We start from the raw sequence: 25,491 nt of genomic DNA, 5'->3' as shown, positions 1-25,491 counted from the left end.
TGATGGCCTAAGTGTAACGGCTTGCAATCGAAAACGGTGTGCTCAGATTAACTGCAACTGACGACGCCCCTGTCCGCTTGAGGTATGCCTCAACCTGACGGCGGCGAATCGCAAGCGCTCGGTTCGGTCGCAATGCTGATCCGCGCATGGAAGCGCAGGTAGCACTCCAGCCCGCAGAAGTGCTCGACGTACTCCGCGCCTTCCGGGGTGAATAACGTAATTTGTACATTAACTACAGCATCCTCGACCTCCAGAAAATATGCCAGCAAATTCCATTTCTCCGGACAAGCGCTTCAGATAATATTCGGGATCTTCCCGAAAAACAGTAATGCAATGCGGGCATCTACAAAAATACAGTTCCTTATCTCGAAAACTAATTGCCACAGTTTGATTGATTGGTTTTTCAGCCAAACAACTTGGGCACACAACGAGACTATTTGTTTCTTCCAGCAGGGTTTCGGCATTTTCTTGGAACGTAACGGCACACCCGTCGCAACAGAATGAATATTCCTTTCCTCGATATTCCTGTATAACAGCATTCTCTTTAGTAATGCCCAACCTTACTAAGGAGCAACCGCATGTGGGGCAAATCAGTGTTGTCATGTTCACACCTCCATTAATTCTCTGATATATAACGTCTGAATTTAGCGGAGCGCTTCTGTTACGTCTCTCGTTATATTAGTAAGGGGTATCCCATGTCGAAGTCGTCGGCAGAAAAGCGCACGGCGAGGGCACGCAAGGCATCGAACGTGGCGAACAGTGCCGGATTGCCGCAGGCATCAGTTCGGACGACTCGGCCACAGGCAGGAACAGGAGAGACAGGTGAGCACGACCCGCCCGCCCCACAGATAGCCGGTGAACGGCTTGCGTGTTTCGGTCGGCCCAGCGTTCGGGGCTATTCATGGCAAACTCTCCGCGTGCTGTGCTCGCTCGGCAGGGTGGCCAACTGCGCTTCCAGATCGGCCAACGCTTCGCGTCGGCGTTTGACGATCTGGCGCAGCGCGGTAAGCTGCGCGGCGGCCTGGTCGCCGTCCGACGTATCGAGTGCCCGGCACAACCGCGCCAGCGCATCGAGGCCGATGCCCGCTTCGAAGGCAGCCCGCACCAAGCACAGCCGTTGCAAGGCCGCCTCGTCGAACAGACCGTAGCCGCCTTGGGTACGCGCCACCGGCCGCAGCAGTCCGCGCAGCAAGTAGTCGCGCACGATATGCACGCTGACACCCGCGCCCTCAGCCAGCTTGGAAATTGTGTACCGATTCATGTTCATGTTCCTTTACGACTCGAAGCGCCCAGCAGCCGGATATACTCCGCGTGAGCCCACACCAGAGGTGTGGCCGAACCCGTGCCATGGCCCAGACGCGGTTCTGTATCCCACACTTGCTCGGGCAGCATGCCGTTTTCGTTGGCAAAGCACTCCAGCGCCTTGATGTAGGGCCGGGAGTCGCGTCCGGCGGCAACTTCATAGTGTCCGCGCTCGCCGGTGAGCAACGGCCACAAGCGTCCGCGCCCGGTACCATCGAATGGTGAACCGTCCTCGTGCTCACCGTAACCATCCCCGTTGTAGCGATACCACGCCGGTCCGCAAGGCGTCTCGCGTCGGCACAGTGCATCCCATACCGGCAGGGTCTTGAGAACGTGCAGGTCGGCGGCGGTGCGCAGACCCAGGCGTACCAACTCCAGGAAACCGCCGTCTACCACGCAACATTGGGACTGGTTGTACATTGCTTCCGCTGGTAGATTGCGAATTGGCAGAAATACTCGACACTCTGGCAGATGCTCACCGGTGTCGACCGACGGGATCAGGGCGATACGCTCGTAGTGCTCGGGATGGCCGAAGAGCAATCGACCGCAATCGGTGAAGGTCCAATCCTCGATGCGTTGTTCCCAGTCTTGCGCCACCTGTCGGTAAGTGACGGCCTGCGCCCCTTTTCCGGTCGCATCGGCCACCGCTGCCGCAGCGCGCAGCGCGGCAACCACTACCGCCAGGGTATGGGGACTGTAACCTCTGTTCTCCTCCCAGCGGTCCTGGGGGGTGACCGGCCCATGGTTCACCAGGAAATCGGCGGCACGCTGTACCACGGGATACGGGTCGAAGTCCAAGAGCCCTTCGTGGTGCAGGTGGTTGGCCAACAGCACCGAATAGCCGACTTCGTCGAGCTGCAGGCCTTGCCAGTAGGGCCTGCCATCCACCCAGAAATTCTGAAAGAAGCTTCCATCCTCGCGCTGTCGAGAGAACAAATAATGCAGAATCTGCGCTGGCCTCTCCCGGTCGCCGGCGGCGAGCAAGCCCATGGCCTGGTGGTAGAGATCGCGCGGCCAGACCAAGTGATAGCCGCCAATCGGCTGGTCCGCCGATGCCGATTCGCCCCAGGGAATGGACAACGAGGCCACGCCCGCGCCGCGATGAATCTTGTCGATATGCGTACGCAACACCGCGATGCTACGCCGGTAAAGCTGCCCGCCGTCGCCGCTCTGGGCCGACAGATCGAGCAATCCGCGCTGATAAGCGCGCCACCCTTCCATGTAGCGATTGAGAACCGACGCGAATCCGTTGCGGTCCAGGCAGCCGCTTGCAGCCTTGATGGCCGTCCGCTCGCTGTTGCCGAACCCGACACAAAGCATGAAATGACCGTCTGGCGGCAACTCCAGTTCTGCCGTCAGCGCAATATTGCCCGGTCCCGCTGTCGTGAAGTTCCATTCTAGGTGCCGGTGTCTGTTTATATCCTGCCAGCCGTCGGAATGACCCACATAGCCGGCTGACATGCGTGAGAAGGGTACCGTGGCGGTTACCGCAGCGTATCGAGACCCGCGCCAGGCGATGAGCCAGTCGCATTCGTTGGCGCCATATTCAACGCGACCGTGGTTATCCGACCCCTGGTTGTCGAGATGGGGCGCCCACAGCAGATACAGGCGGTAATGTCGGGCTGCTTCCACCAAAGGCTCGAAGTGGACTCGCTCAAGCACGCAGTCGGCATCGGGATCCGTGCAGACCGTCTTGATCAGTCGGTAGCGGCCTTGCGGATCTCGGCTGACAATCTGGAAGGCCGGAATGCCGTCTTCGATCCACTCGACGCTATGTTCCAGATCGCGTCGCTCTTCGTGAAATAGCTCACCACCATCGGTGATCAGGAACTGAAGATCGCGTTGATTCGGACAGTCGATCGTCGGATGATAAACCTCGGTTAACACACCGTCGGCGACGGTGAACCAGACGCGGGAACGTTCACTCAAGGCAGTGCCCACAGCCTGCTTGTGGGCACTGGCCCAAGTGCTGGGCAGGCCTGGCTGCCCGAACGGAAGTTCGCTCATGGTCTCCTTGGTCTTGCGACGTTCATGCCGCAACGGGACTCCTTTATCAATCCGTCTCAACCCGCACAGCAGGACAACTGCTTCACATCCCTGGTGAAGGTCTGGGCAGCAAGCTTCAGCCCTTCGACCATCGTCAGGTAGGGAAACAACTGGTCAGCCAGTTCCTGTACCGTCATCCGGTTACGAATCGCCAGCGCGGCAGTCTGGATCAGCTCGCCCGCTTCCGGGGCGACCACCTGCACGCCGATTAGGCGACCACTGCCCACTTCGGCTACCAGCTTGATGAAGCCGCGTGTATTGAAATTGGCGAGCGCCCGCGGCACGTTGTCGAGCGTCAGCGTGCGGCTGTCGGTTTCGATGCCGTCGCGATGCGCTTCCGCGCCGCTGTAACCCACAGTCGCCACTTGCGGATCGGTGAACACCACGGCTGGCATCGCCGTCAAGTCCAGGGCTGCACTACCGCCCATCATGTTGATGGCCGCACGGGTGCCGGCCGCTGCCGCCACGTAGACGAATTGCGGCTGGTCGGTGCAGTCGCCAGCGGCGTAAATGTTCGGGCTGTTCGTGCGCATACCCTGGTCGATGACGATGGCCCCTTGCGCATTGATGGCCACGCCCGCCGCTTCCAGATTCAGGCGGCGTGTGTTCGGTGCGCGACCAGTGGCGACCAGCAGCTTATCGGCGCGCAGTTCGCCGTGCCCGGTGGCTAGCACAAATTCGCCATCCGCATAAGCGACCTGGCTGGCCTGGGTGTGCTCCAGCACCTCGATGCCTTCGGCGCGAAACGCCGCCGTGATGGCCTCACCGATGGCCGGGTCTTCCCGGAGGAACAAGGTGCCGCGCGCCAGGATCGTCACATGGCTGCCGAGCCGGGCGAAGGCTTGCGCCAGTTCCAGCGCCACCACCGACGAGCCGATCACGGCCAGACGCTCGGGGATCGATTCGCTGACCAGCGCTTCGGTGGAGGTCCAATAAGGAGTGTCTTTCAAGCCGGGAATCGGCGGCACGGCCGGACTGGCGCCCGTGGCAACCAGGCAGCGGTCGAACATTACGACGCGCTCGCCACCATCGTTCAAATGGACGACAACACTCCGGCTGTCCTTGAAACGCGCTTCACCGCGCAGAACGGTGATGGCCGGGTTGCCGTCCAGGATGCCTTCGTACTTGGCGTGACGCAGTTCATCGACACGGGCCTGCTGTTGGACCAGCAGCGCTGTGCGCTGGATGGTCGGCGCGACCGCCTGGATGCCGCCATCGAATGGGCTTTCCCGGCGCAGGTGGGCGATATGGGCGGCGCGGATCATGATCTTGGACGGCACGCAACCGATGTTCACGCAGGTGCCGCCGATGGTGCTGCGTTCGATCAGCGTCACGCGCGCGCCCCGCTCGACAGCCTTCAATGCGCACGCCATCGCCGCTCCGCCGCTGCCGATCACAGCGATGTGTAGCTCCTGTCCATCGTTTGTGGAGGAGGCACCGTCGCTCCGTGGATGCACACCATAGCCACTTGCAACCACCGCCTTGATTAGCCGCTGCATCGGCACCTCGCCCTCCAGCACGACCCGGGCCGTGGCATCCGGGTAGGACACCTGCGCCTCGCGTACGCCGGGCACGCCTTCGAGTGCTTTGCGCACATGCGCGGCGCAACCGTCGCAGGTCATGCCAGTGATAGCGAGTTCGGTGGGCGCGTTCTCGGTCATAATATCCTCCAAAGTGTCTATGTGCTCAGCTACGCGGGGCGGGCGTTTCGCAGCCGTCGGTCGCGCAGCGGCGGTTCGCCGGATTGACCATGTCCCAGATGGAGACAAGGAACATCACCACCAATCCGGTATAAAAAATTACGCGCGCCAGGTCCTTGTCCAGAAAGTGATGCGTTAACCCAAACACCCCGACAAGCGCTAGCACCGGACCGATCGAGCCCAGCAGCGTGCGTTGCCATTGGCGGTGCGAGAACCAGCCCGCCAAGGTCGCCAATAATGCCACGCTGGCGAAAATCGGAATCAGCCACTGCACGAACAGGCCTTCCCACTGGCTGAGAAAGCCCAATCCGATTGCAGCGCCGAGGCTCGCTGCTGCGGGGAAACACATGGCGCAACTGAAACTACCGACGATGGTACCGACTATGCCAATTTTGTCGATGATGCGGGTTATGGCTGACATGGACAGATCCTCCTGGTCATCACGCTATGTCATCACGATATAAGCTTATTATAGGGGTTGGGTAGGCCCAACTTACTGCCGTACCAGGGTACGGAGTCAAGGGCCTGATGCCCGCAACGCCAGCGACAGCGACAGAAGGAACAAGTCGGTCAAACCGAGCGCCGCGATAACCCAAATGCTCACCGAGGAACGTGCCGGCGTCGTACCTGCCAGCACGACGGCAATGAAGAGGTGGCAGGGGCAGGTCAGCACAGCCAGTTCGCCCCACAGGTAGGCGGTGATGGACTGGCGCTCGGGGCCGTTTCATGCGGGACAGGCACTCTGTCGATCCAAATTTATAGACAAATTATATGTATTTTATATGGAATTTATAGATGGAACCTTGCTAGTCTTCGTGTATGTGGCGGGCAACGATTCACCGGAAGATAGAATCCTTACTGATGAACAGTGATCCGTGCTTATCCGGTTAGCGCCCAACCATACCAGACTAGATGTGGTGGGTAGTTATGGTATCCGATATATTAGTTATAGTGCCTTTAAGCACGCAGTGATCTATCAGCTTATTTTTGTGGTAGTTTTTGGTTTTATGGAGGCGCCGAGATGCTGGGACGAATGAGGAGGCACAAATGACCGCCTTCGGCTGGGTTGGTCTGAGATTGCGCGTCATCCTGTTCTTTTACTTGCTGTCGTTCTTGTCGTTCCCACCCAAAGCGGAGCAATCCTTATGACTTCTGCAATCATTCTCCTTGTTGCAGTTCTGGCATTGTCAGTTTTTCTGGCATTGCCGTTGGGCCACTATATGTATCGTGTTGTTGAAGGTCATCGATTCTGGGCCACCCGTTTCCTGGGACCGCTGGAAAAAAGAATATATCGTCTGACCGGAGTACCTGTCGACGATGAAATGGGATGGAAACGCTATTCCCTGTCCCTATTGCTTTTCAATATTCTCGGCGTTTTGTTTATGTATTTTATTTTTCAAGCACAAGGCGCCTTGCCGCTGAATCCACAGCATCTACCTGGAACGTCCATTGGCACGGCTTTCAATTCCGCCATTGCTGCGATAACCACCACCAACTGGCAAGATTATGGTGGTGAAACGACGCTGAGTTATCTGTCGCAGATGCTGCCCTATACAGATCTGAATTTTATCGGTGGAGCAAGCGGTATTGCTATCGTTCTGGCCATTATTCGTGGCGTAGTGCGAAAAAACACGCACCTTTTGGGTAATTTCTGGGTCGATATTACGCGCATTATCCTCTACGTTCTGATCCCCATGTCAATCATACTGGCGCTAATTTTCATTCAGCAGGGCGTTATCCAGACCTTTGGGCCTTATGTGCAGGTCCATTTGATTGCACCCTTCCAAAGCGGGGGGAAACAAATCACTCAACAGATGATCGCGATGGGACCGGTGGCCTCGCAAGCATCCATCGCAGTGCTGTGTAATAACGGTGAAGGGTTTTTCGATGCGAGTTTCGCCCATCCGTTTGAAAACCCAACCGCGCTGACTAATTTTTTGTATATGATTGGTATGATACTGATCCCGATTGCTATCGTGTTTATGTTTGGTCACATGGCCAAGGCTAAAGGCACTGCTTGGGCGCTATTAATCGCCATGTTGGTGATTTTTGTGCCCTTGGCTCTTTTGAGCGAACATGTCGACCTCGCGGGCAACCCACTATTCAATACACTCCATGTCACGCAGGCGCATACCGCTGTGCTGGCCGGTGGCGGCAATATGGAAGGGGTTGAGGATCGCTTTGGTGTGGCGGCTTCAGACCTGTTTTCAAGCCTCGCCACCACCACGTCATCCGGTCTTGCGGATTGCGCTTATGATTCGCTTATGCCCCTGTCCGGTGGTGTCAATCTCTTCTTTATGGATCTGGGAGAGTGCGTGATCGGCGGTGTGGGTACGGGATTAGCAACCATGCTCGCTTTTGCGATCTTCACGGTATTTCTGGGTGGCCTCCTGGTGGGACGTACGCCAGAGTTTCTCGGTAAAAAGATTGAGTCCTTTGAGATTAAAATGGCCTCACTGGCCATCCTCATCATGCCATTACTGGTTTTGATTGGTACGGCGATCGCCGTGAGTACGAGCGCCGGACGGGCCGGGGCCTTTAATCCGGGGACGCATGGTTTCAGCGAGATCCTCTATGCCATTACCAGTCCCGCCAACAATAATGGCAGCGCCTTTGGTGGATTGAGCAGTGATACGACCTTTTACAACATCATCACCGGGATCGTCATGCTCTTCGGCCGCTATTGGCCCTATCTGGCGCTGCTGGCACTGGCGGGTTCGCTGGCGGGCAAAAAGACGATCCCCGTTGGCGCCGGCACCTTGACGACCCATACCCCAATCTTCATCGGTCTGCTGGTAGGTGTTGTCATTCTGCTCGGCGCGCTCAATTTCTTTCCGGCACTGGCGCTGGGACCGATTGCAGAACAACTGGCACCCCTCAACACGCTGGCTCATTGAGGAATCATATGGATCCACCCCCGCTGTGTGCTCCGCAGCGGGGAGCGTCGGTGCGGTGAATCCAGCATTGGGCTGAACAATCACGAATTTATATACGTTTTATATAGGTTTTATATGGAATTTATAGATGGATGCTTGCTAGTGTTGCACACGGCTACATTATGATGGTGTGCGGGGTGTGGGCCTGCGCTCGCGAAGGAGGTTGGCATGGAATTTGTTTACTTATTGATTATAGTTGTTTTTTTCTTGGCATCCCTAGGGGTTGTTGAGATGTTGGATCGTCTGAGGAACATAAGATGAACGCTTTTGCATGGATAGGCCTCGGTTTGGGGGCAATGCTCTTCATCTATCTTTTGGTATTTCTGATTAATCCGGAACGATTCCTATGATATTCACCATCATGCTGACCGCCGCGGTTCTGTTGTTGACCATTCTGCTGGCCTTGCCTCTGGGTCGCTACATGCATCGCGTTTATGCCGGCGAGAGGTTTTGGGCGACACGCCTGATGAGTCCCGTGGAGCGGGGACTGTACCGCGTCATCGGCGTTTCGGCGAGCGAGGAAATGGATTGGAAGCGCTACGCCATCGCCCTGTTGATCTTTAACCTGATCGGTGGCGTTTTTCTCTATGCCTTGTTGTTGGCGCAAGGCGCGCTGCCCCTGAATCCTTTACACTTCGGCGGCGTCCCAAGTGCTTCCGCATTCAATACCGCAGTCAGTTTTATCACCAATACCAATTGGCAGGATTACTCCGGCGGCTCGACCATGAGTTATCTCTCGCAGATGCTGGGCCTGACCGTGCAGAATTTCCTCTCGGCGGCGACGGGCATCACTATCGTCCTGCCCATCATTCGCGCTCTCGCCCGTCATAAAACCAAGAATCTCGGAAATTTCTGGGTCGACATGACGCGCACCGTTCTCTACGTACTGCTCCCCCTGTCCGCGCTCTTTGCGCTGATTCTTATGGAACAGGGCGTGGTACAAACGTTGACAGGGGTAGTGCGCGCTGACCTCATCGCTCCATTTGTGTCCGGCGGCAAGACTATTCTTCATCAGATGATTCATGTGGGACCGGTAGCCTCTCAAGAGGCCATCATGATGCTGGGTAACAATGGGGGCGGGTTCTTCGACATGAACGATGCGCACCCTTTCGAAAATCCCACGGGCTTCACCAATTTCCTGGAAATGGTGGCCATGATCCTGATTCCCTCTGCCCTGGTGTTCATGTTCGGGCACATGGTGAAGGCCAAACGCACAGCCTGGGCCATCATGATCGCCACGCTCGTACTTTTTGTTCCTTTAACCGTGGTCAGTGAACATTTTGAGCTATTGGGTAACCCGCTGCTGACCCATCTGGGGGCCACGCAAGCCAATATGGCCAGCCTCGCCGGTGGTGGCAATCTGGAAGGGATAGAAGATCGCATCGGTGCTGGCGCGTCGGCGCTGTTCGGCAGTATCGCGACCGCAACCTCCACCGGTGCGGCTAACAGCACCTATGACTCGTTCATGCCCCTGTCCGGCGGAATCAACCTGTTCTTCATGCAAATGGGGGAAACGGTGTTTGGCGGCGTCGGGACGGGTTTGGCGACGGTGCTCGCTTTCATGATCTTTGCCGTTTTTCTCGGTGGTCTCATGGTAGGGCGCACGCCGGAGTTTCTCGGTAAAAAAATCGAGTCGTTCGAGATCAAAATGGCCTCACTGGCCATCCTCATCATGCCATTACTGGTTTTGATCGGTACGGCGGTCGCCGTGAGTACGACCGCCGGACGTGCCGGGGCCCTTAACCCCGGGGCGCATGGTTTCAGCGAGATCCTCTATGCCATTACCAGTCCTGCCAACAATAATGGCAGCGCCTTTGATGGGCTGAGCAGTGACACGACCTTTTACAACCTCATCACCGGAATGGCCATACTCTTCGGTCGCTATTGGCCCTATCTGCCGCTGCTGGCCTTGGCGGGCGCACTTGCGGGTAAAAAGAAGATCCCCGCCGGGGCGGGTACCCTGACGACGCATACGCCGATCTTCATCGGCCTACTGGTGGGGGTCATTCTTCTGGTCGGCGCGCTCAACTTCTTTCCGGCACTGGCGCTGGGTCCGATTGCAGATCAACTGGCGCCCATCAGCACCCTGACTCATTAGAGGAATCATATTCATGGAATCTACCCATCATAAACATGCGGCATCTCCGATCAACTGGAAAGATCAGGGCCGGGGCGCCCTGTGGGACAGCTTCAGCATGCTCTCCCCGCGTCGCCAGTTGCGCAATCCGGTGATGTTCGTCGTCTACGTCGGCTCCTGGCTGCTGCTGGCCCTCTTTTTTCACGATCTAATCGTGCATAACAGTGAAGCGCCTTTTACCGCTGTGATCGACCTCTGGCTCTGGCTCACACTGATTTTTGCCAATTTTGCCGAAGCGCTGGCCGAGCGTCAGGGCGAGGCCCAGGCCAACAGTTTGCGGCAGAGCCGGCAGGAAGTTACGGCCAAAAAACTGCCGAAACCGGTGCGCGAGGCGAGCTATAAGGAGGTTCCCGGCGCCAGCCTGCGCAGCGGCGACTTTGTCCTGATAGAAGCGGGAGACCTCGTCCCCACCGACGGCGAGGCGGTGGCGGGAGTCGCCGCCGTCGATGAAAGCGCCATCACGGGCGAGAGCGCGCCCGTCATCCGCGAAAGCGGGGGTGATCGTAGCGCGGTCACCGGCGGTACCCGGGTGATCTCGGACTGGCTCATCATCCGGGTGACGCAGGAGGCCGGACACACCTTCCTCGACAAAATGATCGCCATGGTGGAGGGGGCATCGCGACGCAAAACCCCTAACGAAATCGCTCTAAGCATACTGTTGGTCGTTTTGACGCTCGTTTTTCTGGTGGTCACCGTCACCATTTATCCGTTTTCCTGGTATAGCGTCCATTACGCCAGCCACTCCGGATCGGTGATCAGCCTGACGGTGCTGGTAGCCTTGCTGGTCTGCCTGATTCCCACCACCATCGGAGCGCTATTACCCGCTATCGGTATTGCCGGCATCGTGCGCTTGCTGCAGAGCAATGTGGTGGCGACTTCCGGGCGTGCCATCGAGGCGGCGGGTGACGTGGATGTGCTGCTTCTCGATAAAACCGGCACCATTACCTACGGCAACCGATCCGCAGCGGCGTTTTACCCCGTTTTAGCGGTTACCCAGGAAATCCTCGCGCAGGCGGCCCGCCGCGCCTCTTTGGCCGATGAGACGCCGGAGGGCAAAAGTATCGTGACCCTTGCCGACAAACATTACCCGCAAAGCCGGGAAGCCTTGCCACTGGAAGCCCAATTGATCCCTTTTACTGCCGAAACCCGCATGAGTGGGGTGGACTGGAATGGGCAGCAATTGCGTAAGGGATCTCCCGACGCCATGAAGGCGTGGGTCCAGTCGCTGGGGGGCACCTGGCCTAACGAGCTGGACGGCATAGTGCAGGAAATCGCGGGGGGTGGCGCAACACCCCTGGTGGTCTGCTCTGGCGCAGCGGTATTGGGTGCCATCGAGTTGCGGGACATCGTCAAAGCCGACATCAAATCGCGCTTTGCCGAATTGCGGGCGATGGGTATCCGCACCGTCATGGTGACCGGCGACAATCCGTTGACTGCCGCCGCCATTGCCGCTGAAGCGGGGGTCGATGATTATCTCGCGGAAGCCAAACCGGAAACCAAGCTCGCGCGCATTCGAGAATACCAGAATGAGGGTTACATGGTCGCGATGACCGGGGACGGCACCAACGATTCCCCAGCCCTGGCCCAGGCGGATGTCGGTCTCTGCATGGCCAGTGGTACCCAGGCGGCGCGCGAAGCCTCCAACATGGTCGACTTGGACTCCAATCCCACCAAACTGCTGGAGATCGTCCAGATCGGCAAGCAACTGCTGATGACCCGCGGCGCCCTCACCACCTTCAGTGTGGCGAACGATGTGGCCAAATACTTCGCCATCATCCCGGCGGCGTTTGTATCGACTTATCCCCAATTGGGCGAGCTGAACATCATGGATTTGAGCTCGCCTACCCATGCCATCATGGCCGCAGTCATCTTTAACGCGCTCATCATCCCCTTTCTGATTCCACTGGCCCTCAAGGGGATCAAGTTCCGCGCGGACTCGGCGCAGCACATCCTGCGCCGCAACGTGTGGATCTACGGATTGGGCGGCATTATTGCGCCATTTATCTTCATCAAGCTGATCGACATGCTGCTGGTTGTACTGTAGGAGGATGACACCATGATCAAAGACATCAAAACCGCGCTGTTGCTGTTCCTGGTTCTGGCCGTAATGACCGGTCTGATCTATCCCCTGGCGATGACGGGTATCGGCCAGGTCGTGTTTCCCCATCAGGCCAACGGCTCTCTCATTCGCCAGCATGGGCGGATCGTGGGTTCCAGCCTCATCGGCCAGTATTTCCGTGAACCGCAGTACTTCTGGAGCCGTCCTTCGGCGACTTCACCGGTGCCTTACAATGGCGCCGGGTCCGGCGCCTCCAATCTGGGTCCGAACAATCCTGTTCTGGCACAGCACGTGGCGGCGCGGATCAAGGCCATCAAGGCCGCGGATCCCGCTGAGAAAGGCCCGGTTCCGGTGGACCTCGTGACTTCTTCCGCGAGTGGTCTGGATCCCGACATCAGTATTGCGGCAGCACTCTATCAGATCCCGCGCATTGCGCAGGCTGGTGGTATTGATATCGTGACATTGCGCCACTTGGTCAAGGAGAACACCACAGAACCCCTGCTGGGTTTCCTCGGCGAACCCGTGGTCAATGTGGTGAAACTCGACCTCGCGCTGCATGACCGATACGCCGCCGCGCATGGAGCAACAAGATCTCCGCTCACGAAAGGAGCGAAATCATGATGGCTTCCTGGGCGGGTGCGACTTTGGTCATCCTGCTCACAGTCACAGTCACGCTTGGCATATATCGCTGCGAGATGCGGAAAGTGGCACTCCTTCGCCGCAAAATCAGTGCGTTTCAGGGCGGAGCGATCCGCTCGGTAGGCTCACCCTGCACCCAGGGGTAATGCGACACCACAAAACCCTACCGTTGGCGGAGGGCGTTTCTCTCTACTCTACTAACGGCAGGGTATCTACGGAGGTAGAAAAACACATGGAAACACTGAAAGAAAGCATCCTCGCGGCCGAGTGGGCGGGCTACCATTGGGCGCTGCAACACTTGGACGCTACTGCCGACCAGGTCGAGGATGCCTGCGAAGCCTATTTTCCCGAACATATGTCTGGCGTGCTGGCTTATGCATTTGAGCGCGGATGGGCAATGGCGCACGAGGGAAAGACACCGCAGTCCATCCATTCCGATGATCCCTCGCTGCCGTGATCTGATCATGGTCGGTGTGCCGAGTCTGTCTGCCAGGAAAAGTGTTTTGCTGGTTTTTTGAAAGGACAGATGGACGCTCTTTTTTACCTCCTGCGCAGGCTCTTAAACAGGCATCAGTTCTCACCCCGCAAGGAACCACCCATGTCACCATTAACGCTCTTCGGCGTAATCACTGTTACATTGATGATGATTTTTTATGCCCTGGAGGCGCGCTCCCTTTGGTGGACTCTGGCATTTTCCGTATCGTGCCTCGGAACGTCCATTTATGGATTTCTGGCCGGCACTTGGCCTTTCGGTGTGGTCGAGTTTGTATGGTGCCTGCTGGCGTTACGCAAATGGTATCTACTTTATGCCCCGAAGACGTAATATGGTCATATGCGGCGCGGTTCCTGGAAGCCTTTGCCAGGACCATTCGCGCCGAAATGCACTCGGCGGAAAAGATACTCATCCCGGAAGTCGATACGCTCCATTTCACCAACAGATCAGCGAGGAAAGGCCGGAATCTTGCGACGGGTGAGAAAATCCAGATCCCAGCACGACGCGTCGTGACCTTCAAGGCCACGAAGACGTTTCAGGACAGGGTAAACTCCTAGCGTTGCGACGGACGCCCAGAGCCTTCGGAAGATTTAGATGACTCGCGAGGTACATGGCTGTCCGGTTATCCTTCGGGAAAACTCGTGTGGCGGCAGAATTTTATTGAGGAGTGACAGAATCTTCGCGTACTTAATCGAAAAAAGGAATTATCTGCTGGCGGACCTGCTGAACCCGGCGGGGGGTGCCGCGACCCTCGTCCATTCACAGAAAGACTTCGCACCAGATTGAACACCACAGCCCTAACGAAGGCGCGACCAGCGCCCCATGCTGGCACCATCCGCGAGGCTGGCCTTAGGGATCTGGATGCGCTTACCGCCATTGAGAACCAATGCTTTTCCATGGATCGTATTTCACGCTCCGGGCTACGCCGTTTTCTGGCACATGGGAGTTGCACCCCGGCAGGGGGTTGCACTCTGCAAGCGCGCGCCAGGATTCTCGTGGTCGAAAATGGCACTCGCATTTGCGGCTATGGTAAACGTTCAGCCAACCCACCCTTGCGGGTTAGCGCCGATCAGGGTAATGCGGTTTTTTTCCAGTTCCACGGCAAAAGTTCGTGGAGCCGCTTGTTGGGCCAGGTCGGGAGCTTTTCCAGCACATCGCAGAGGTAAGCGAAGGGCTCGACGCCGTTGAGTTTGCACGTTTCGATAATGCTGTAGAAGGACGCGGCACGTTCACCACCCGCATCATTTCCAACAAATAAAAAATTCTTGCGACCAATGGCCACGCCCCGCAGCGCCCGCTCCACCGGATTATTATCGATGCTGAGTTGTCCTTCTTCGAGGTAGAGCGTCAGTGCTTTCCAACGGTTGAGGGCATAGGCCATCGCTTTGGCAATACCACTTTTCGGCGCCACCTGCATCTGGGTTTCCGTGAGCCAGGCATGGAAGGCTTCCAGCAGGGGACCGGCACGCTGCTGCCGGGCGGCGACTTTCTGATCTGGTAGAGATTCCTTGATCTCCGCTTCGATGGCGTAGAGTTTGACGATCCAGGCCAGGGCTTTCTGGGCTACCGGACTGGGACCGCGCTGTTCCACGTCATAGAAGTGGCGGCGTACATGCGCCCAGCATCCGGCTTCGATGATCTGTTCCTTGCGGTAGAGGGCATCATACCCCCCATAGTCATCGGTCTGGAGGATGCCTTGCCAGTCGCCCAGGAAGTGTTGCGCGTGGATCCCCTTACGGTCCGGGGCATAATCAAAGACCACGACGGGATGCGGGGCATCCGCCTGGCTGCGATACACCCAGAGATAGGCTTTGTCCGTCTTGCCGCTGCCGGGGTTGAGGACGGGCAAGGGCGTCTCGTCGGCGTGCAGAATCTTTCCTTCCAGTAAGGCCATTTTGCAAGCTTCGGCGAGCAGACTGATCCAGTATTCGCCCTGACCCAGCCAGCTGCAGAGGGTGGCGCGAGAGATCGGTACGCCCGCTCGCTGGTACTGGGTTCCCTGCCGGTACAAAGGCAGGTGATCCACGTGTTTCGCCGTCATCACATGGGCCACCAGGCGCGCCGTGGGCAAGCCCTTGTCAATCACCTGTGCCGGTAATGCCGGACTTTCGATGGTACCACAGGGGCGGCAGGCCAGTTTGGGGCGGATATGGCGAATCACCTGGAAGCGTCCGGGGATATAATCCAGTTTTTCGCTGATCTCTTCCCCGACAGTTTCGAGTGGACCCCCACATTGCGCGCAAGTGCAAGTCTTGGGATCGTGACGTACTTCTACCCGGGGCAGATGGGCGGGGATCGCCATGCGGCCGGGGTGCCGGCGTACGGGACGGGCGGGGACCGTTACGGTCTGCGCGTCGGCGGCTGCTCCCTCTGCACGGCCAGCGGTCACGGCCGCACTGTCTTCCAGAACGGTTTCGAGGAGGCTTTCCATCGCCGCGATTTCGGTATCCAGCGATTCTTCCCAAAGACTGATCTGGTCGGGAGAGAGCTTTTCCGAACGGCGTCCGAATCGCCAGCGCTGCAGTTTGGCGATGGTGCTTTCCAGGCGGGCGATGGTTTCATCGCGCAGGGCAATGGCCGCTTGCTGTTGGGCGATGATCCGGGTGCGTTCCGCTTCCTGTTCCTCCTGCTGTTGCAGCAGGCTCAGCACCAGATCGCGCAGGGCGTCCGGGCTGGTGGGAAGAGGCGTTTGCGGCGCTGAAATCATCAGAAAATAGTATCGGAACTGGGCTATTTATACAAGCAATTCCCGCTAGTTACAGCAGTGTTGGTGTGCATTTTTCCAGGCTCGGTAACGGCGTCCACGGGCGCCCCTCTACCAGCATCGCCCACTGCGCAGCGGAGAGTTCTATGGCACCGGCATCGGCGCGGGGCCAATGGAGTCGTCCCTGATCCAGACGGCGATACACCAGCCAGAAGCCCAGTCCATCCCACAGTAACAATTTCAGACGATCCCCTCGGCGGTTGCGAAAGACAAAAGCATGACCGCAAAAAGGATCGGCAGCCAATACCCCCTGTACCTTGGCCGCCAGGCCATCAAAGCCCAAGCGCATATCCACGGGCGCTGCCGCGAGCCAGATCCGGCTGCTCGAATTTAGCCACATGGTCTTTCCAGAATCTGCACCAAGGTCTGGAGCCAGCTGGTATCTACCGCCGCCGCAAGCTTCAGGCTACGACCGGATAACAGGTGAATTTCTACCGGTGAAACAGGCGTCCTGACCGGCGCGGCCAGAGTTACCGGCAAAAACCCTTCGGGCACGGCGGACAGCAACGGCGTTTGTACAGAATCGGCAAAGCGCTTGCGCCAGTAATGCAGCGTGGCTACGGCGATCCCCGCCTGCGCACAATAATTCTTGACCGACTGTCCGCTCGCCTGAAATCCCTCTACCTGCTGCCGCCAATAAGCGACTTTCTCTTCTTTCTTCATCACCATCCCTCCGCGCTGAATGCAGATCAGGATCGGTCAGGTCAGAAAATTTGGGAAGGTGGGTTGCTTGGACGGTTACCGGCTATGCGCTTCTCCTGATGCGGCGAAATTCACGCATCGCACGTATCTATTCACTGGCCGTGGCGCCGGAACACCGCCAGATAGGCATGGCCCGGACACTTCTGGCATGTACCGAGTCTGTCGCCATGGCGTCCGGGCGGAATCGGATACGATTGGAAGTGCGCGAGGACAATACTGCGGCTCTTCGCCTGTACACCAGCGTCGGTTACCGGCCTTTCGACCGCATCGCGTCATACTACGAGGCCGCACCGCCACAGGTGGACCGCACCGCCGCGATTCGCATGGAAAAACCGCTCTGATGCGTATCGTTCACCCAAATCCCGGAATTTCCCATGCCTAAAAACCTGATCGTTGTCGATTCCCGCCGCGACTGGCCGGCCGATGATTTCGATATCCCCGTCATCACCGCGATAGATTACCTGCGCCGCAAATACCAGCCGGAAGATCGACGCACCCGGGTCATCAACCTGTGCCGGAACCTGGAGTATGGGGGTGTGGGTTACTATTGCTCGCTGCTGGGTGAGGCCCGCGGTCACCACGTTCTGCCGGAAGTGCGCACCCTGCTGGAAGTGCGCAGGCAATCCCTGTACCGCCCGGGACTCGCCGATTTGCAACCTCTGCTGGAAAAAGCGACGGAAAACCTGCAGAAGGAGGTGGGATCCACTTATGTGTTGCGGATTTTCTTCGGCTGGACGGCGGATGGCCCCATGCAGGGACTCGCACGGGAACTCTTCGAGCACCTGCCCATGCCGGCGCTGGAGGTGCAGCTTCGGGCCAATGGCGTCTGGCGCATCCAAAGGGTTTGCGCGTTACCCATCGGAGACCTGGACGCCGTGGAAAAAGCGGAGCTCCGTGCCGCCCTTCAGCACTATCTCGCTCGCCGCCGGCGCAAGTCGAAGCCTGCAGGCTGCAAGCCCGCCGAGCGCATGCGCTACGATCTGGCCATCCTCCACGATCCCCGGGAAGTATTGCCGCCATCCAGTTCTCGAACGCTGAAGCATTTTGTCCGCATAGGAAAGCGTCTGGGAATTCACGTCGAACTGATTCAGCGCCGGGACTATGGGCGACTGGCCGAGTTCGACGCTTTGTTCATCCGGGAGACCACGCGTATTGACCACCACACCTACGAGTTCGCCCGGAAGGCCGAACAGGAAGGGCTGGTGGTGATCGACGACCCGGATTCCATTCTGCGCTGCACGAACAAGGTGTATCTGACGGAGATACTGCGGGCGCATCAGGTGCCGATCCTCGAAACCGTCATTATCCGCAAGACCGATCTTCGACGCCTGGAGAAACGGCTGTCCTATCCTTTCGTGCTCAAGGTGCCGGACGGGTCCTTCTCCCGCGGAGTCCGGAAAGTCACCGATCCGGAGACCTTGAGAAAGGTGGCCGCCGAACTGTTCGCTGACTCTGACCTGCTGCTGGCTCAACCTTATTGCTATACGCCGTTCGACTGGCGCATCGGCATGCTGGACCGGCAACCCCTGTTCGCCTGCCAATACTTCATGTCGTCCAACCATTGGCAGATCGTGCGTCACCTGGACAACGGGCGCGCCCTGCAGGGCGGGTTTCGCACGATCCCCCTCCACGAAGCACCCGCGCTCGTTCTGCAGACTGCCGTCCGCGCCGCCAACCTGATTGGGGACGGACTCTATGGTGTGGATCTCAAGGAAACGTCCGAAGGCGTTTTCGTCGTGGAGGTCAACGACAATCCGAATATCGATCGCGGCATTGAGGACGGCGTGATGGGGGATGTCCTCTACGAGACGGTGCTGCGCTCCTTGATCCGGCGCATGGAGACGTCGCATGGGCGGCCCGGGACCGGGTGGCCTGCGAATGGTGGGGCTATGGAAATAAAAAGGCCATGCCTGCGGACAACCATCTTATAAGCACCCCTGATCTGCAGCCTTCCAGGTTGATTACAGCCCCTAAAAATATACACAAATTATATACCATTTATATGGAATTTATAGATGAGGACCATCTACAATCTTCGTTGAGGACATAACCAAACGGGTTTTTAAACCAATGGAGTCTTTATAATGACCATGAATATTGTCGGTAAAGCAACTATGCATTCCGTAGTGCCCGACCGGGCAGCGCTACAGCAGCGCGCACGCCGCTGGGTTATCAAGATCGGGAGCAGTCTGCTGACTCAAGACGGCCAACGACTGGATTTGTCGGCCATGCAGAAACTTGTGCAGCAAATACTGCGACTTCGCGCCGAAGATATTGAGGTCGTATTAGTTTCCTCCGGTTCCGTCAGTGCCGGCAAATGTCACCTGGGATGGGCCCAGAAGATGACCACCGCCGAAGAGCGTCAGGCGGCGGCCAGCGTGGAGCAATCCGCCCTGATTCATGCTTATGAGAATCTCCTGGCCGAGGGAGGGACGCATTGCGGGCAAATACTGCTGACGCGCGATAACTTCAGAGATCGGAAGCGCCTCAAGAAGACTCGGTCCGCCATCGAAATGCTCTTGAGAATGCAGATGTTGCCCATTATCAATGAGAACGATGCGATCGTCGATCTGGATAATGCTCTGGGCAACAACGACCATTTGGCCGCCCTGGTCAGCAACGTCTGGCATGCCGACCTGATGGTATTGCTGACTGATCAATCAGGGCTATTTACAGCGGACCCGCGCGCACGGCCTGATGCCGAAATGATCACGGAAGGTATGGCGGGTGACCCACGGTATGAGCATATGGCGGGTGGAAGCGGTGGCACCGTGGGTACCGGCGGGATGCTCACCAAAATACACGCCGCCACCCATGCGGCGCGCTCTGGTGCGACCACGCTCATTGCCGATGGACGAATTCCGGATGTGCTCCTGCGCTTGCACAAGGGGGCACTTTTGGGGACATTTCTGCGTTCTGGAAAATTCGACCGGAAATTGCGTCGGGATGCCTGGACACGTCTTCAGATCCACCACGGCCAACAGTGGGTGATCCATCCCGTGCGCCGGGTAAAAGATGAGGTGGTGGCTTTTTATTCGGAAACGCCACCTTTTACCGCAATACCAATATTCAACGGCCAATAAATTTTCACATTTATTGGCTACGCGATCGCGCCAGTCATACCTGGTGTACAGGCCTCTTTTACGCAATTGGAGAAACATGATGAACCGCTTCACCACGAAAAAAGCCCCTCGCACCAGCAGCAAGAGGAGTTTAACAATCCTTGCTGTCGCAGTGTTATCCACACTGGCTCTGGTATCGGACACTGTTCAAGCCGCGCCCCTGCCGATGCCAGCGATGACCGGACCGCTGCAGTCACCATCTCCTTTTCAGTTTAATGCCGGCCCGCTAGGAAAACTGGACATTACCGGCGTGATGAGCGGCATGGGCGTCTGGCAGGACAACCGAGTCCCCGGTGATCGGCTCACCCACGCCGATATCAGCAATGGCCAGATCTTCATCCAGAAGACACACGGGCTGATCCAGTTCTTCCTCCAGGCCGGTGCCTACAATATGCCTGCCCTGGGCACGCCTTTCCTTTCCACGGGAGCCACCACCGCCGACTATTATGGTGCCTTGCCACAGGCCTATCTGAAGATCGCTCCCACCAAAAACTTCTCGGTGCTGATCGGCAAACTCCCCACCCTGATCGGCGCGGAATACACCTTCACTTTCGAGAATATGAACATCGAGCGCGGCTTGTTGTGGAACCAGGAAAACGCCGTCAATCGCGGGGTGCAAGTCAACTACAGCGCGGGGCCATTGAGCGCCTCTCTCGCATGGAGTGACGGTTTCTACTCCAATCGCTTCAACTGGCTTTCCGGCGACCTGTCCTACACCATTAACTCCGCCAACACCGTGAGTTTCGTGGGCATGGGCAATGCGGGACAGACGGGTTATTCCACACTCGCCACCCCGGTTTATCAAAACAACAGCGACATCTACAACCTGATCTATACCTATAGCTCGGGCCCATGGATGATTCAGCCCTACCTCCAGTACACCCAGGTGTCGGCCAATCCCGCTATCGGCGTGGAACGCGGCACGGGGACCAGAGGCGCGGCCATTCTGGCGAGTTATGCCCTCACCCCCCACGTTACCCTGGCCGCCCGGGCCGAGTACATTGCGAGCACCGGCAATGCCACCGATGGCGCGGTTAATCTGATGTATGGACCTGGTAGTAAGGCGTGGTCCATCACCGTGACGCCCACCTACCAGGATCACGATTTCTTCGCCCGCGCTGAGTTTTCCTATGTGCAGGCAAGCAGCTATACCCAGGGTGATGTCTTCGGTCCGCAAGGGAATAATCCTACACAGGCTCGCGCGCTATTCGAAACTGGGTTTCTGTTTTAACCATAGGACCGATAGGTACCTTTTGTGAAGTCTCAAGTCTGCGTATGAGGTGTCGCCATGAAACAGTTATCCGCCATTATCAGACCATTCAAGCTGGATGACATTTGTGATGCACTGGCCACTATCGGTATACGGGGGATGACGGTTACCGAAGTCACGGGTTTTGAACAGCGCAAAGGCCATTCTCAAATTTATCGAGGCCATACGTATGTTTCTGATTTTATCGCCAGGATAAAAATCGAAGCGGTCATCAGTGATGAAAGGCTGGATGATGCCATTGCGGCAGTGGTTAAGGAAGCACGCACCGGCAAGGATGGAGACGGGAAGATTTTTGTGTTGAATGTCTCGGAAGCCATTCGCATCCGCACCGGGGAAATGGGGGACGAGGCCTGTAACCCGCCTTTTTACGGTGAGCTTTCGGCGTCATGAGCGCTCCGTCACTGGTCGGCGATCTGGCAGAAGGCGTTTTTGTGCTTGGCGGGATATTCCTGCTGTGGTACAGGATCGGTGGAATTGCCAGCAAGCTTCGGCGCGAGAGGGCCAGGAAGGCAGGGTATGACTGGGCGCTAACACATCCTGGCTGTGCTTTTCAACTGGCGATTTCAGCGGGGCAGGAAAGGTATTCAAAAGTGGCCTGTCCTTTGCCAAGCATGCAGCTCTATGCCTTTCTGGAGGGTTATCATGATGCGCGGCAGGATCAACAGCAAATCATCGGAACGCGATAGTGGGGGACAACATGCCTTCCTGGTGCTTTCACCACCTTTTTTTTAAGAGGAATCAGTTATGGTGGCTTTCATGACATCGTCTTCACGCCAGCTTTGCACTACTCTGGCGCTGCTCGCGGTGAGAAAACCGCAATGGTCTTTTGAAAGCCTGGCACAGGAATTACGGGTGGACGCTAGTCTGGTGAAGTCCTGCTGGCGTACCTTGTTGGAGAACGCTTGGCGTCTCTATCCCCGCCGTGCGAGATCGAAGTCAGGACACTGGCAGCCCGACCCGTCGGTCAAGGCCATGATTGCTTTGGCGGCGTATCGCGCGAGACCCGATCAGGCCGGGGACATCGCCTGTCAGTATGGGGTCAGTTTGCAGGATGTAAAACACTGGCGCCGTATTTTGGTGCGCCGGGCTGACCGGCTCTTTTAGCCATGTTGCTGTGGACAGACGTGCTGGCATCAAAGAGCGTAGAAATCGGTTCCGCGACGTATCCTTCCGTCATGATCAGCATCGTGTTGTTGAGTTTTGTGGCGCTGCTCGTCGGATTCTATGTCCTCTATCGCTACCATCGGAAACGGGCTCGTGGCTTTTTCTCTCAAAAACCGGCCACGCTCACCGACGAGTGGCTGGCACAGCAGGTCCGTTCTGCAGTGGCCGCCGATAATCCTGTGTTCGGTGGACTGTTCGCGGGCCCTGTAAAAGATGAGCACACCTGGGTATTACTGAAAGAAGTCAATCATCATTTGTTGTGGGTCTGCCTGCAAAATGCTTGGTTGGGCTTCTGGACCCTGAATGCGGAAGGTGCGCCGCAGTGGCGGATTGTGCAGTTGCATGGCAATAGCCTGAACCAGTATTTGCGGAAACAGGAATCCACTGAAAAGGGGTCCGCCCAAACCCATGGTGTATCCACATGATCAGAGCTCAAAAAGGAGGAATTTGTGCCCCGTTTTAAGCCTGTAATACGCAAAAACAAGCTTCGCCGCGAGGGTGGCCTGACGGGATTGCTGTTCGCGTGCGTCGGTGCCTCCATTGGGTCAGGATGGTTGTTCGGTCCACTGTATACCGCAGAGTTTGCCGGACCCCTGAGCATCGGGTCCTGGCTCATCGGCGCGCTGGCGATTCTGCTCCTCGCCCTGGTTTTTGCCGAATTGGCGCCGCTGATCCCGCGTGCCGGGGCGGTGGTACATTTGGCGCATGTGGGTAATGGTCCTATCGTTGGGCACCTGTGGAGCTGGATGCTTTTTCTCTCATATGCTGCGATAGCGCCGATTGAAGTGACGGCCGTGCTGACGTATGCCAATAACTATCTGCCGGGATTTTTGCAGCCGCACACGGGTTTGTTGAGCGCGCAGGGATTCGGAACGGCCCTGCTGCTGTTGACGATATTCGTTGTTCTCAATTTTCTGGTGGTGCGCTGGGTGCTCAAAATCAATAATGCGGCCACAGGGTGGAAACTGGCCATTCCGTTGTTGACGGTGATTCTATTGATCTCCATTTCGTGGCATCCGGGTAATTTTGCGGTGCGTGCGGTCAACCAGGTGACTGACCTGCATGGCATGTTTGCGGCGGTCGCCAGTGGTGGTGTCATTTTTAGCCTGCTGGGATTCCGGCACGCCATCGATCTTGCCGGGGAGAGCAAGAATCCGCGCAGGGACGTCCCCATCGCCGTGATCGGTTCCGTGCTTATTGCCTCAGCCATTTACATCGGTCTGCAGGTGGCTTTTCTAGGTGCCGTCAACCCGCAGGATCTGGCGCATGGGGGATGGCAGAACTTGCGTTTTCACGGCATCAACGGTCCGTTTGCAGCGCTAGCTATTTCGATCGGAATCGGCTGGTTAGCCGTGCTTCTGTATGTGGATGCTTTCGTGTCTCCGGCGGGCACCGCGTTGATCTACACGACCACGGCCGCCCGAGTCAGCTTGGCGACGGCGGAGACGGGAGCCGCACCGCAATGGGTGTCGCGGGTCAATCGCTTTGGCGTTCCCTGGGTGAGCCTCATCCTGCTTTATGTAGTGGGCGCGGTGTTCTTTTTCCCTTTCCCATCCTGGCAGAAAATGGTGGGTTATATTGCCTCGATGACCGTACTTTCCTATGTGATCGGCCCTATCGCGTTACTGCAGTTGCGTCGGGCGCTACCGGAGGGTGACCGACCATTTCGGCTGTGGTGGGCGCCGGCACTGGCTCCCCTCGCTTTTGTGGTTTCAAACTGGATTGTCTTTTGGTCTGGCCTGCATACCCTGAATTTCATCTTCAGCACGCTCTCTGGCTTGCTGGCGATCTATGCGATAACGGGAATCTGGCGCAAGGGTCGTTGGTCGGAAATGGGCTGGCAGTATATGTGGTGGGTCATACCTTATTTCTGCGGCCTCTGGCTCATCAGTTGGATCGGACCCAAAAGTTTGGGGGGTATCGGCACACTGACATTTTTCCCCAGTATGGGTGTCGTGGCTGTGCTGAGCGTGTCAATTTTCTATATGGCTATTCATCAAGCCGTTTCTGACCAGCAGATAAATGCCTATATGCTACAATTTGCCCATGGAATTGGGCATGCGCCGTGAGCTTTCCACGACCATTCAAACGCGCGGATAAACAGCACGATGCGGAAGATCTTTTATCACTAAGCGGACAGATGGGTGGCATCTACAGCATCCAATTCCGCCGAACTGGCCAAAGTGTTAAGAGATCTTCCGCATCGGCGCCAAATTGGATAACAGGGTGGTGGGTGTTGCGATGGACGTGACATATGAAAGTGGAAAACGCCAAATACCGCTGGACTGTTCAGCACTTGATTCGCTGCAGGCGGCATTTGGGATGTCGTAGATGAAACGGAGTTACTAAAAGGAATCTAAAGAGATCGACGAACAGTGGACGTCCTCCCCGCCCTCAGCCTACGGCTGCCGCTCTCAAGAGCGGGAAGGACGGGGCTGCCATACCGCAAAGCATTGGCTTTTTTCGCCCATTGATGGCTCAAAAGCCAAGCGCCGCTTTACCCCCCCCCCCTTGAAAAGGGGGTTTTAGCGTGATGGCGCATTGATAAAACCGCGACTCTGCACGCAGTGGGCCTGTGAGGCTCGTTGAAACGAAAACCGGGTTAAGGGGCCAAGTTCAATGAACAACTGAAAATATTTCCTGAAAGAACAGGTTCCAGCGTTTCGGCTTATGGCAAAACCAAGTCATTGCGGACCAAGCAGACAGTTTGTTACCGCTAGCGGTCAGGCTGAAAGCCCAGCATGAGAATGTTAAGCGCGGTTCGCGGACTTCTGAACAGAGATTGCATGATGGTCTGATCATTGTTTGACCAAGGAATGGGGGTGTTATGCTAGCGGGTATGTTGATAGGGGGACTATGGCTCGTTTTTATCATGTTGGCCGTATGGGTCTGGCGTGGCGGTCAGCGTCACGTTACCACTCTGCGCAGAGCCGCACTCCGGAAAAGAAAGGTGAATTTTGATCCTCTGCGGATTCTGATTAACGGCGCCTGCCTTGGGAAAAAACGGTCTATTGCTACATTCTTCGGCTACCGTTGGGAATCTCGGCGAGTTGGACGCTTCAAAAAGGTGGTTGGGAAATCCGGTGAGAAATAGGCATTGGGAGGTGACGGTGGAGTGATTGGGCACATGGTGATGGTTATATTCAGCCTACTGCCT

25 protein-coding genes and 2 pseudogenes are annotated in these 25,491 nt (G+C 57.1%); 17 read left to right on the top strand and 10 right to left on the bottom strand.

The annotated features are described in order from the left end of the window. Positions 1–89: 89 nt before the first annotated feature. The 7 genes and pseudogenes from F6A13_RS11070 to F6A13_RS11030 form a co-directional block, all read right to left on the bottom strand. A complete protein-coding gene (locus F6A13_RS11070) occupies positions 90–254 on the bottom strand; it encodes a DUF3330 domain-containing protein (RefSeq protein ID WP_306670511.1) in 165 nt (54 codons plus the stop codon). Between the two features lie 564 nt (positions 255–818). Next, a pseudogene (locus F6A13_RS11055) lies at positions 819–903 on the bottom strand (mercury resistance protein); the annotation flags it as partial. Continuing rightward, a pseudogene (gene merD / locus F6A13_RS11050) lies at positions 900–1,261 on the bottom strand (mercury resistance co-regulator MerD). The pseudogenes merD and F6A13_RS11055, both read right to left, overlap by 4 nt. 2 nt (positions 1,262–1,263) lie before the next feature. Then, the gene (locus F6A13_RS11045; RefSeq protein ID WP_012607442.1) at positions 1,264–3,309 is read right to left on the bottom strand and encodes a glycoside hydrolase family 15 protein; all 2,046 of its coding nucleotides are present in this window, start codon (positions 3,307–3,309) and stop codon (positions 1,264–1,266) included. Between the two features lie 56 nt (positions 3,310–3,365). Beyond that, on the bottom strand, positions 3,366–5,009 hold the full coding sequence (gene merA / locus F6A13_RS11040; RefSeq protein WP_012607441.1) for a mercury(II) reductase: 1,644 nt from the start codon (positions 5,007–5,009) through the stop codon (positions 3,366–3,368). A 25-nt stretch (positions 5,010–5,034) separates the two neighbouring features. Beyond that, a complete protein-coding gene (gene merC, locus F6A13_RS11035) occupies positions 5,035–5,469 on the bottom strand; it encodes an organomercurial transporter MerC (protein ID WP_009567170.1) in 435 nt (144 codons plus the stop codon). Positions 5,470–5,565: 96 nt separating this feature from the next. Beyond that, entirely contained in the window at positions 5,566–5,751 is a 186-nt protein-coding gene (locus F6A13_RS11030) for a hypothetical protein (protein ID WP_074874174.1), read from the bottom strand. Between the two features lie 442 nt (positions 5,752–6,193). Here F6A13_RS11030 and kdpA (F6A13_RS11020) point away from each other — a divergent pair, with 442 nt between their 5' ends. The 8 genes from kdpA (F6A13_RS11020) to F6A13_RS10985 all read left to right on the top strand — a co-directional run bounded on the left by kdpA (F6A13_RS11020) (position 6,194) and on the right by F6A13_RS10985 (position 13,869). Next, complete coding sequence (gene kdpA / locus F6A13_RS11020) at positions 6,194–7,945, top strand: potassium-transporting ATPase subunit KdpA (RefSeq protein WP_012537217.1); 1,752 nt, start codon at positions 6,194–6,196, stop codon at positions 7,943–7,945. 296 nt (positions 7,946–8,241) lie between these two features. Next, entirely contained in the window at positions 8,242–8,334 is a 93-nt protein-coding gene (kdpF, locus tag F6A13_RS15920; protein WP_009569372.1) for a K(+)-transporting ATPase subunit F, read from the top strand. Continuing rightward, complete coding sequence (gene kdpA / locus F6A13_RS11010; protein WP_012537216.1) at positions 8,331–10,082, top strand: potassium-transporting ATPase subunit KdpA; 1,752 nt, start codon at positions 8,331–8,333, stop codon at positions 10,080–10,082. The genes kdpF and kdpA (F6A13_RS11010) overlap by 4 nt, the downstream gene beginning before the upstream one ends. A gap of 13 nt (positions 10,083–10,095) precedes the next feature. Then, positions 10,096–12,165 carry a potassium-transporting ATPase subunit KdpB gene (gene kdpB / locus F6A13_RS11005; protein WP_012537215.1) on the top strand — a complete coding sequence of 690 codons (2,070 nt, stop codon included), beginning with the start codon at positions 10,096–10,098 and terminating at the stop codon, positions 12,163–12,165. Positions 12,166–12,177: 12 nt separating this feature from the next. Further along, positions 12,178–12,801 (top strand): potassium-transporting ATPase subunit KdpC, encoded by a 624-nt coding sequence (gene kdpC, locus F6A13_RS11000; RefSeq protein WP_012537214.1) that lies wholly within the window; start codon positions 12,178–12,180, stop codon positions 12,799–12,801. Between the two features lie 250 nt (positions 12,802–13,051). After that, positions 13,052–13,276 carry a hypothetical protein gene (locus tag F6A13_RS10995; RefSeq protein WP_009569773.1) on the top strand — a complete coding sequence of 75 codons (225 nt, stop codon included), beginning with the start codon at positions 13,052–13,054 and terminating at the stop codon, positions 13,274–13,276. Positions 13,277–13,417: 141 nt separating this feature from the next. Further along, complete coding sequence (locus tag F6A13_RS10990) at positions 13,418–13,642, top strand: hypothetical protein (RefSeq protein WP_012537212.1); 225 nt, start codon at positions 13,418–13,420, stop codon at positions 13,640–13,642. Continuing rightward, the gene (locus tag F6A13_RS10985) at positions 13,588–13,869 is read left to right on the top strand and encodes an HU family DNA-binding protein (RefSeq protein ID WP_012537211.1); all 282 of its coding nucleotides are present in this window, start codon (positions 13,588–13,590) and stop codon (positions 13,867–13,869) included. The genes F6A13_RS10990 and F6A13_RS10985 overlap by 55 nt, the downstream gene beginning before the upstream one ends. Before the next feature lie 512 nt (positions 13,870–14,381). On the opposite strand, the gene F6A13_RS10980 is transcribed toward F6A13_RS10985, so the two are convergent. The 3 genes from F6A13_RS10980 to tnpA are packed head-to-tail and all read right to left on the bottom strand — an operon-like array spanning position 14,382 to position 16,739. Next, positions 14,382–16,019, bottom strand: a complete 1,638-nt coding sequence (locus F6A13_RS10980; protein ID WP_012535935.1) for an IS66-like element ISAfe4 family transposase — start codon at positions 16,017–16,019, stop codon at positions 14,382–14,384. A 49-nt stretch (positions 16,020–16,068) separates the two neighbouring features. Next, positions 16,069–16,416 (bottom strand): IS66 family insertion sequence element accessory protein TnpB, encoded by a 348-nt coding sequence (gene tnpB, locus F6A13_RS10975; protein WP_012536650.1) that lies wholly within the window; start codon positions 16,414–16,416, stop codon positions 16,069–16,071. Continuing rightward, positions 16,407–16,739, bottom strand: a complete 333-nt coding sequence (gene tnpA / locus F6A13_RS10970) for an IS66 family insertion sequence element accessory protein TnpA (protein ID WP_151528247.1) — start codon at positions 16,737–16,739, stop codon at positions 16,407–16,409. The genes tnpB and tnpA overlap by 10 nt, the downstream gene beginning before the upstream one ends. 50 nt (positions 16,740–16,789) lie before the next feature. On the opposite strand from tnpA, the gene F6A13_RS10965 reads away from it, so the two are divergent. The 9 genes from F6A13_RS10965 (at position 16,790) to F6A13_RS10925 (ending at position 24,403) form a co-directional block, all read left to right on the top strand. Next, positions 16,790–17,119 (top strand): GNAT family N-acetyltransferase, encoded by a 330-nt coding sequence (locus F6A13_RS10965; protein WP_012607436.1) that lies wholly within the window; start codon positions 16,790–16,792, stop codon positions 17,117–17,119. Between the two features lie 33 nt (positions 17,120–17,152). After that, positions 17,153–18,709 (top strand): RimK family alpha-L-glutamate ligase, encoded by a 1,557-nt coding sequence (locus tag F6A13_RS10960; protein ID WP_012537209.1) that lies wholly within the window; start codon positions 17,153–17,155, stop codon positions 18,707–18,709. A 153-nt stretch (positions 18,710–18,862) separates the two neighbouring features. Next, the gene (gene proB / locus F6A13_RS10955) at positions 18,863–19,861 is read left to right on the top strand and encodes a glutamate 5-kinase (RefSeq protein ID WP_009566656.1); all 999 of its coding nucleotides are present in this window, start codon (positions 18,863–18,865) and stop codon (positions 19,859–19,861) included. Between the two features lie 79 nt (positions 19,862–19,940). Next, complete coding sequence (locus tag F6A13_RS10950) at positions 19,941–21,131, top strand: porin (RefSeq protein ID WP_012537208.1); 1,191 nt, start codon at positions 19,941–19,943, stop codon at positions 21,129–21,131. A 57-nt stretch (positions 21,132–21,188) separates the two neighbouring features. Next, positions 21,189–21,560, top strand: coding sequence for a P-II family nitrogen regulator (locus tag F6A13_RS10945; RefSeq protein ID WP_009561063.1), 372 nt, complete (start codon positions 21,189–21,191; stop codon positions 21,558–21,560). After that, entirely contained in the window at positions 21,557–21,856 is a 300-nt protein-coding gene (locus tag F6A13_RS10940; RefSeq protein WP_012537207.1) for a hypothetical protein, read from the top strand. Before F6A13_RS10945 ends, F6A13_RS10940 begins: the two co-directional genes overlap by 4 nt. Before the next feature lie 70 nt (positions 21,857–21,926). Further along, on the top strand, positions 21,927–22,274 hold the full coding sequence (locus F6A13_RS10935) for a hypothetical protein (RefSeq protein WP_223306780.1): 348 nt from the start codon (positions 21,927–21,929) through the stop codon (positions 22,272–22,274). A 2-nt stretch (positions 22,275–22,276) separates the two neighbouring features. Beyond that, positions 22,277–22,759 (top strand): hypothetical protein, encoded by a 483-nt coding sequence (locus tag F6A13_RS10930; protein WP_012537205.1) that lies wholly within the window; start codon positions 22,277–22,279, stop codon positions 22,757–22,759. Between the two features lie 24 nt (positions 22,760–22,783). Beyond that, positions 22,784–24,403, top strand: coding sequence for an APC family permease (locus F6A13_RS10925; RefSeq protein WP_012537204.1), 1,620 nt, complete (start codon positions 22,784–22,786; stop codon positions 24,401–24,403). Positions 24,404–25,491: the final 1,088 nt, after the last annotated feature.

It is taken from the genome of Acidithiobacillus sp. 'AMD consortium' (assembly GCF_008926505.1).
In the GTDB taxonomy this organism is placed as follows: domain Bacteria; phylum Pseudomonadota; class Gammaproteobacteria; order Acidithiobacillales; family Acidithiobacillaceae; genus Acidithiobacillus; species Acidithiobacillus ferridurans.
Note: the sequence above shows the minus strand (reverse complement) of the source record. Positions and strands in the feature narration are given on the sequence as shown.

Coding starts and splice junctions, on each gene's coding strand:
- kdpA (WP_012537216.1), top strand. CDS start 8,331: ATGATATTCACCATCATGCTGACCGCCGCGGTTCTGTTGTTGACCATT.
- proB (WP_009566656.1), top strand. CDS start 18,863: ATGACCATGAATATTGTCGGTAAAGCAACTATGCATTCCGTAGTGCCC.
- merC (WP_009567170.1), bottom strand. CDS start 5,469: ATGTCAGCCATAACCCGCATCATCGACAAAATTGGCATAGTCGGTACC.
- merA (WP_012607441.1), bottom strand. CDS start 5,009: ATGACCGAGAACGCGCCCACCGAACTCGCTATCACTGGCATGACCTGC.
- kdpC (WP_012537214.1), top strand. CDS start 12,178: ATGATCAAAGACATCAAAACCGCGCTGTTGCTGTTCCTGGTTCTGGCC.
- F6A13_RS10985 (WP_012537211.1), top strand. CDS start 13,588: ATGGTGCCTGCTGGCGTTACGCAAATGGTATCTACTTTATGCCCCGAA.
- F6A13_RS10990 (WP_012537212.1), top strand. CDS start 13,418: ATGTCACCATTAACGCTCTTCGGCGTAATCACTGTTACATTGATGATG.
- F6A13_RS10940 (WP_012537207.1), top strand. CDS start 21,557: ATGAGCGCTCCGTCACTGGTCGGCGATCTGGCAGAAGGCGTTTTTGTG.
- F6A13_RS10950 (WP_012537208.1), top strand. CDS start 19,941: ATGAACCGCTTCACCACGAAAAAAGCCCCTCGCACCAGCAGCAAGAGG.
- kdpB (WP_012537215.1), top strand. CDS start 10,096: ATGGAATCTACCCATCATAAACATGCGGCATCTCCGATCAACTGGAAA.
- kdpA (WP_012537217.1), top strand. CDS start 6,194: ATGACTTCTGCAATCATTCTCCTTGTTGCAGTTCTGGCATTGTCAGTT.
- F6A13_RS10935 (WP_223306780.1), top strand. CDS start 21,927: ATGACATCGTCTTCACGCCAGCTTTGCACTACTCTGGCGCTGCTCGCG.
- tnpA (WP_151528247.1), bottom strand. CDS start 16,739: ATGAAGAAAGAAGAGAAAGTCGCTTATTGGCGGCAGCAGGTAGAGGGA.
- F6A13_RS10995 (WP_009569773.1), top strand. CDS start 13,052: ATGGAAACACTGAAAGAAAGCATCCTCGCGGCCGAGTGGGCGGGCTAC.
- kdpF (WP_009569372.1), top strand. CDS start 8,242: ATGAACGCTTTTGCATGGATAGGCCTCGGTTTGGGGGCAATGCTCTTC.
- F6A13_RS10960 (WP_012537209.1), top strand. CDS start 17,153: ATGCCTAAAAACCTGATCGTTGTCGATTCCCGCCGCGACTGGCCGGCC.
- tnpB (WP_012536650.1), bottom strand. CDS start 16,416: ATGTGGCTAAATTCGAGCAGCCGGATCTGGCTCGCGGCAGCGCCCGTG.
- F6A13_RS10945 (WP_009561063.1), top strand. CDS start 21,189: ATGAAACAGTTATCCGCCATTATCAGACCATTCAAGCTGGATGACATT.
- F6A13_RS11045 (WP_012607442.1), bottom strand. CDS start 3,309: ATGAGCGAACTTCCGTTCGGGCAGCCAGGCCTGCCCAGCACTTGGGCC.
- F6A13_RS10930 (WP_012537205.1), top strand. CDS start 22,277: ATGTTGCTGTGGACAGACGTGCTGGCATCAAAGAGCGTAGAAATCGGT.
- F6A13_RS10980 (WP_012535935.1), bottom strand. CDS start 16,019: ATGATTTCAGCGCCGCAAACGCCTCTTCCCACCAGCCCGGACGCCCTG.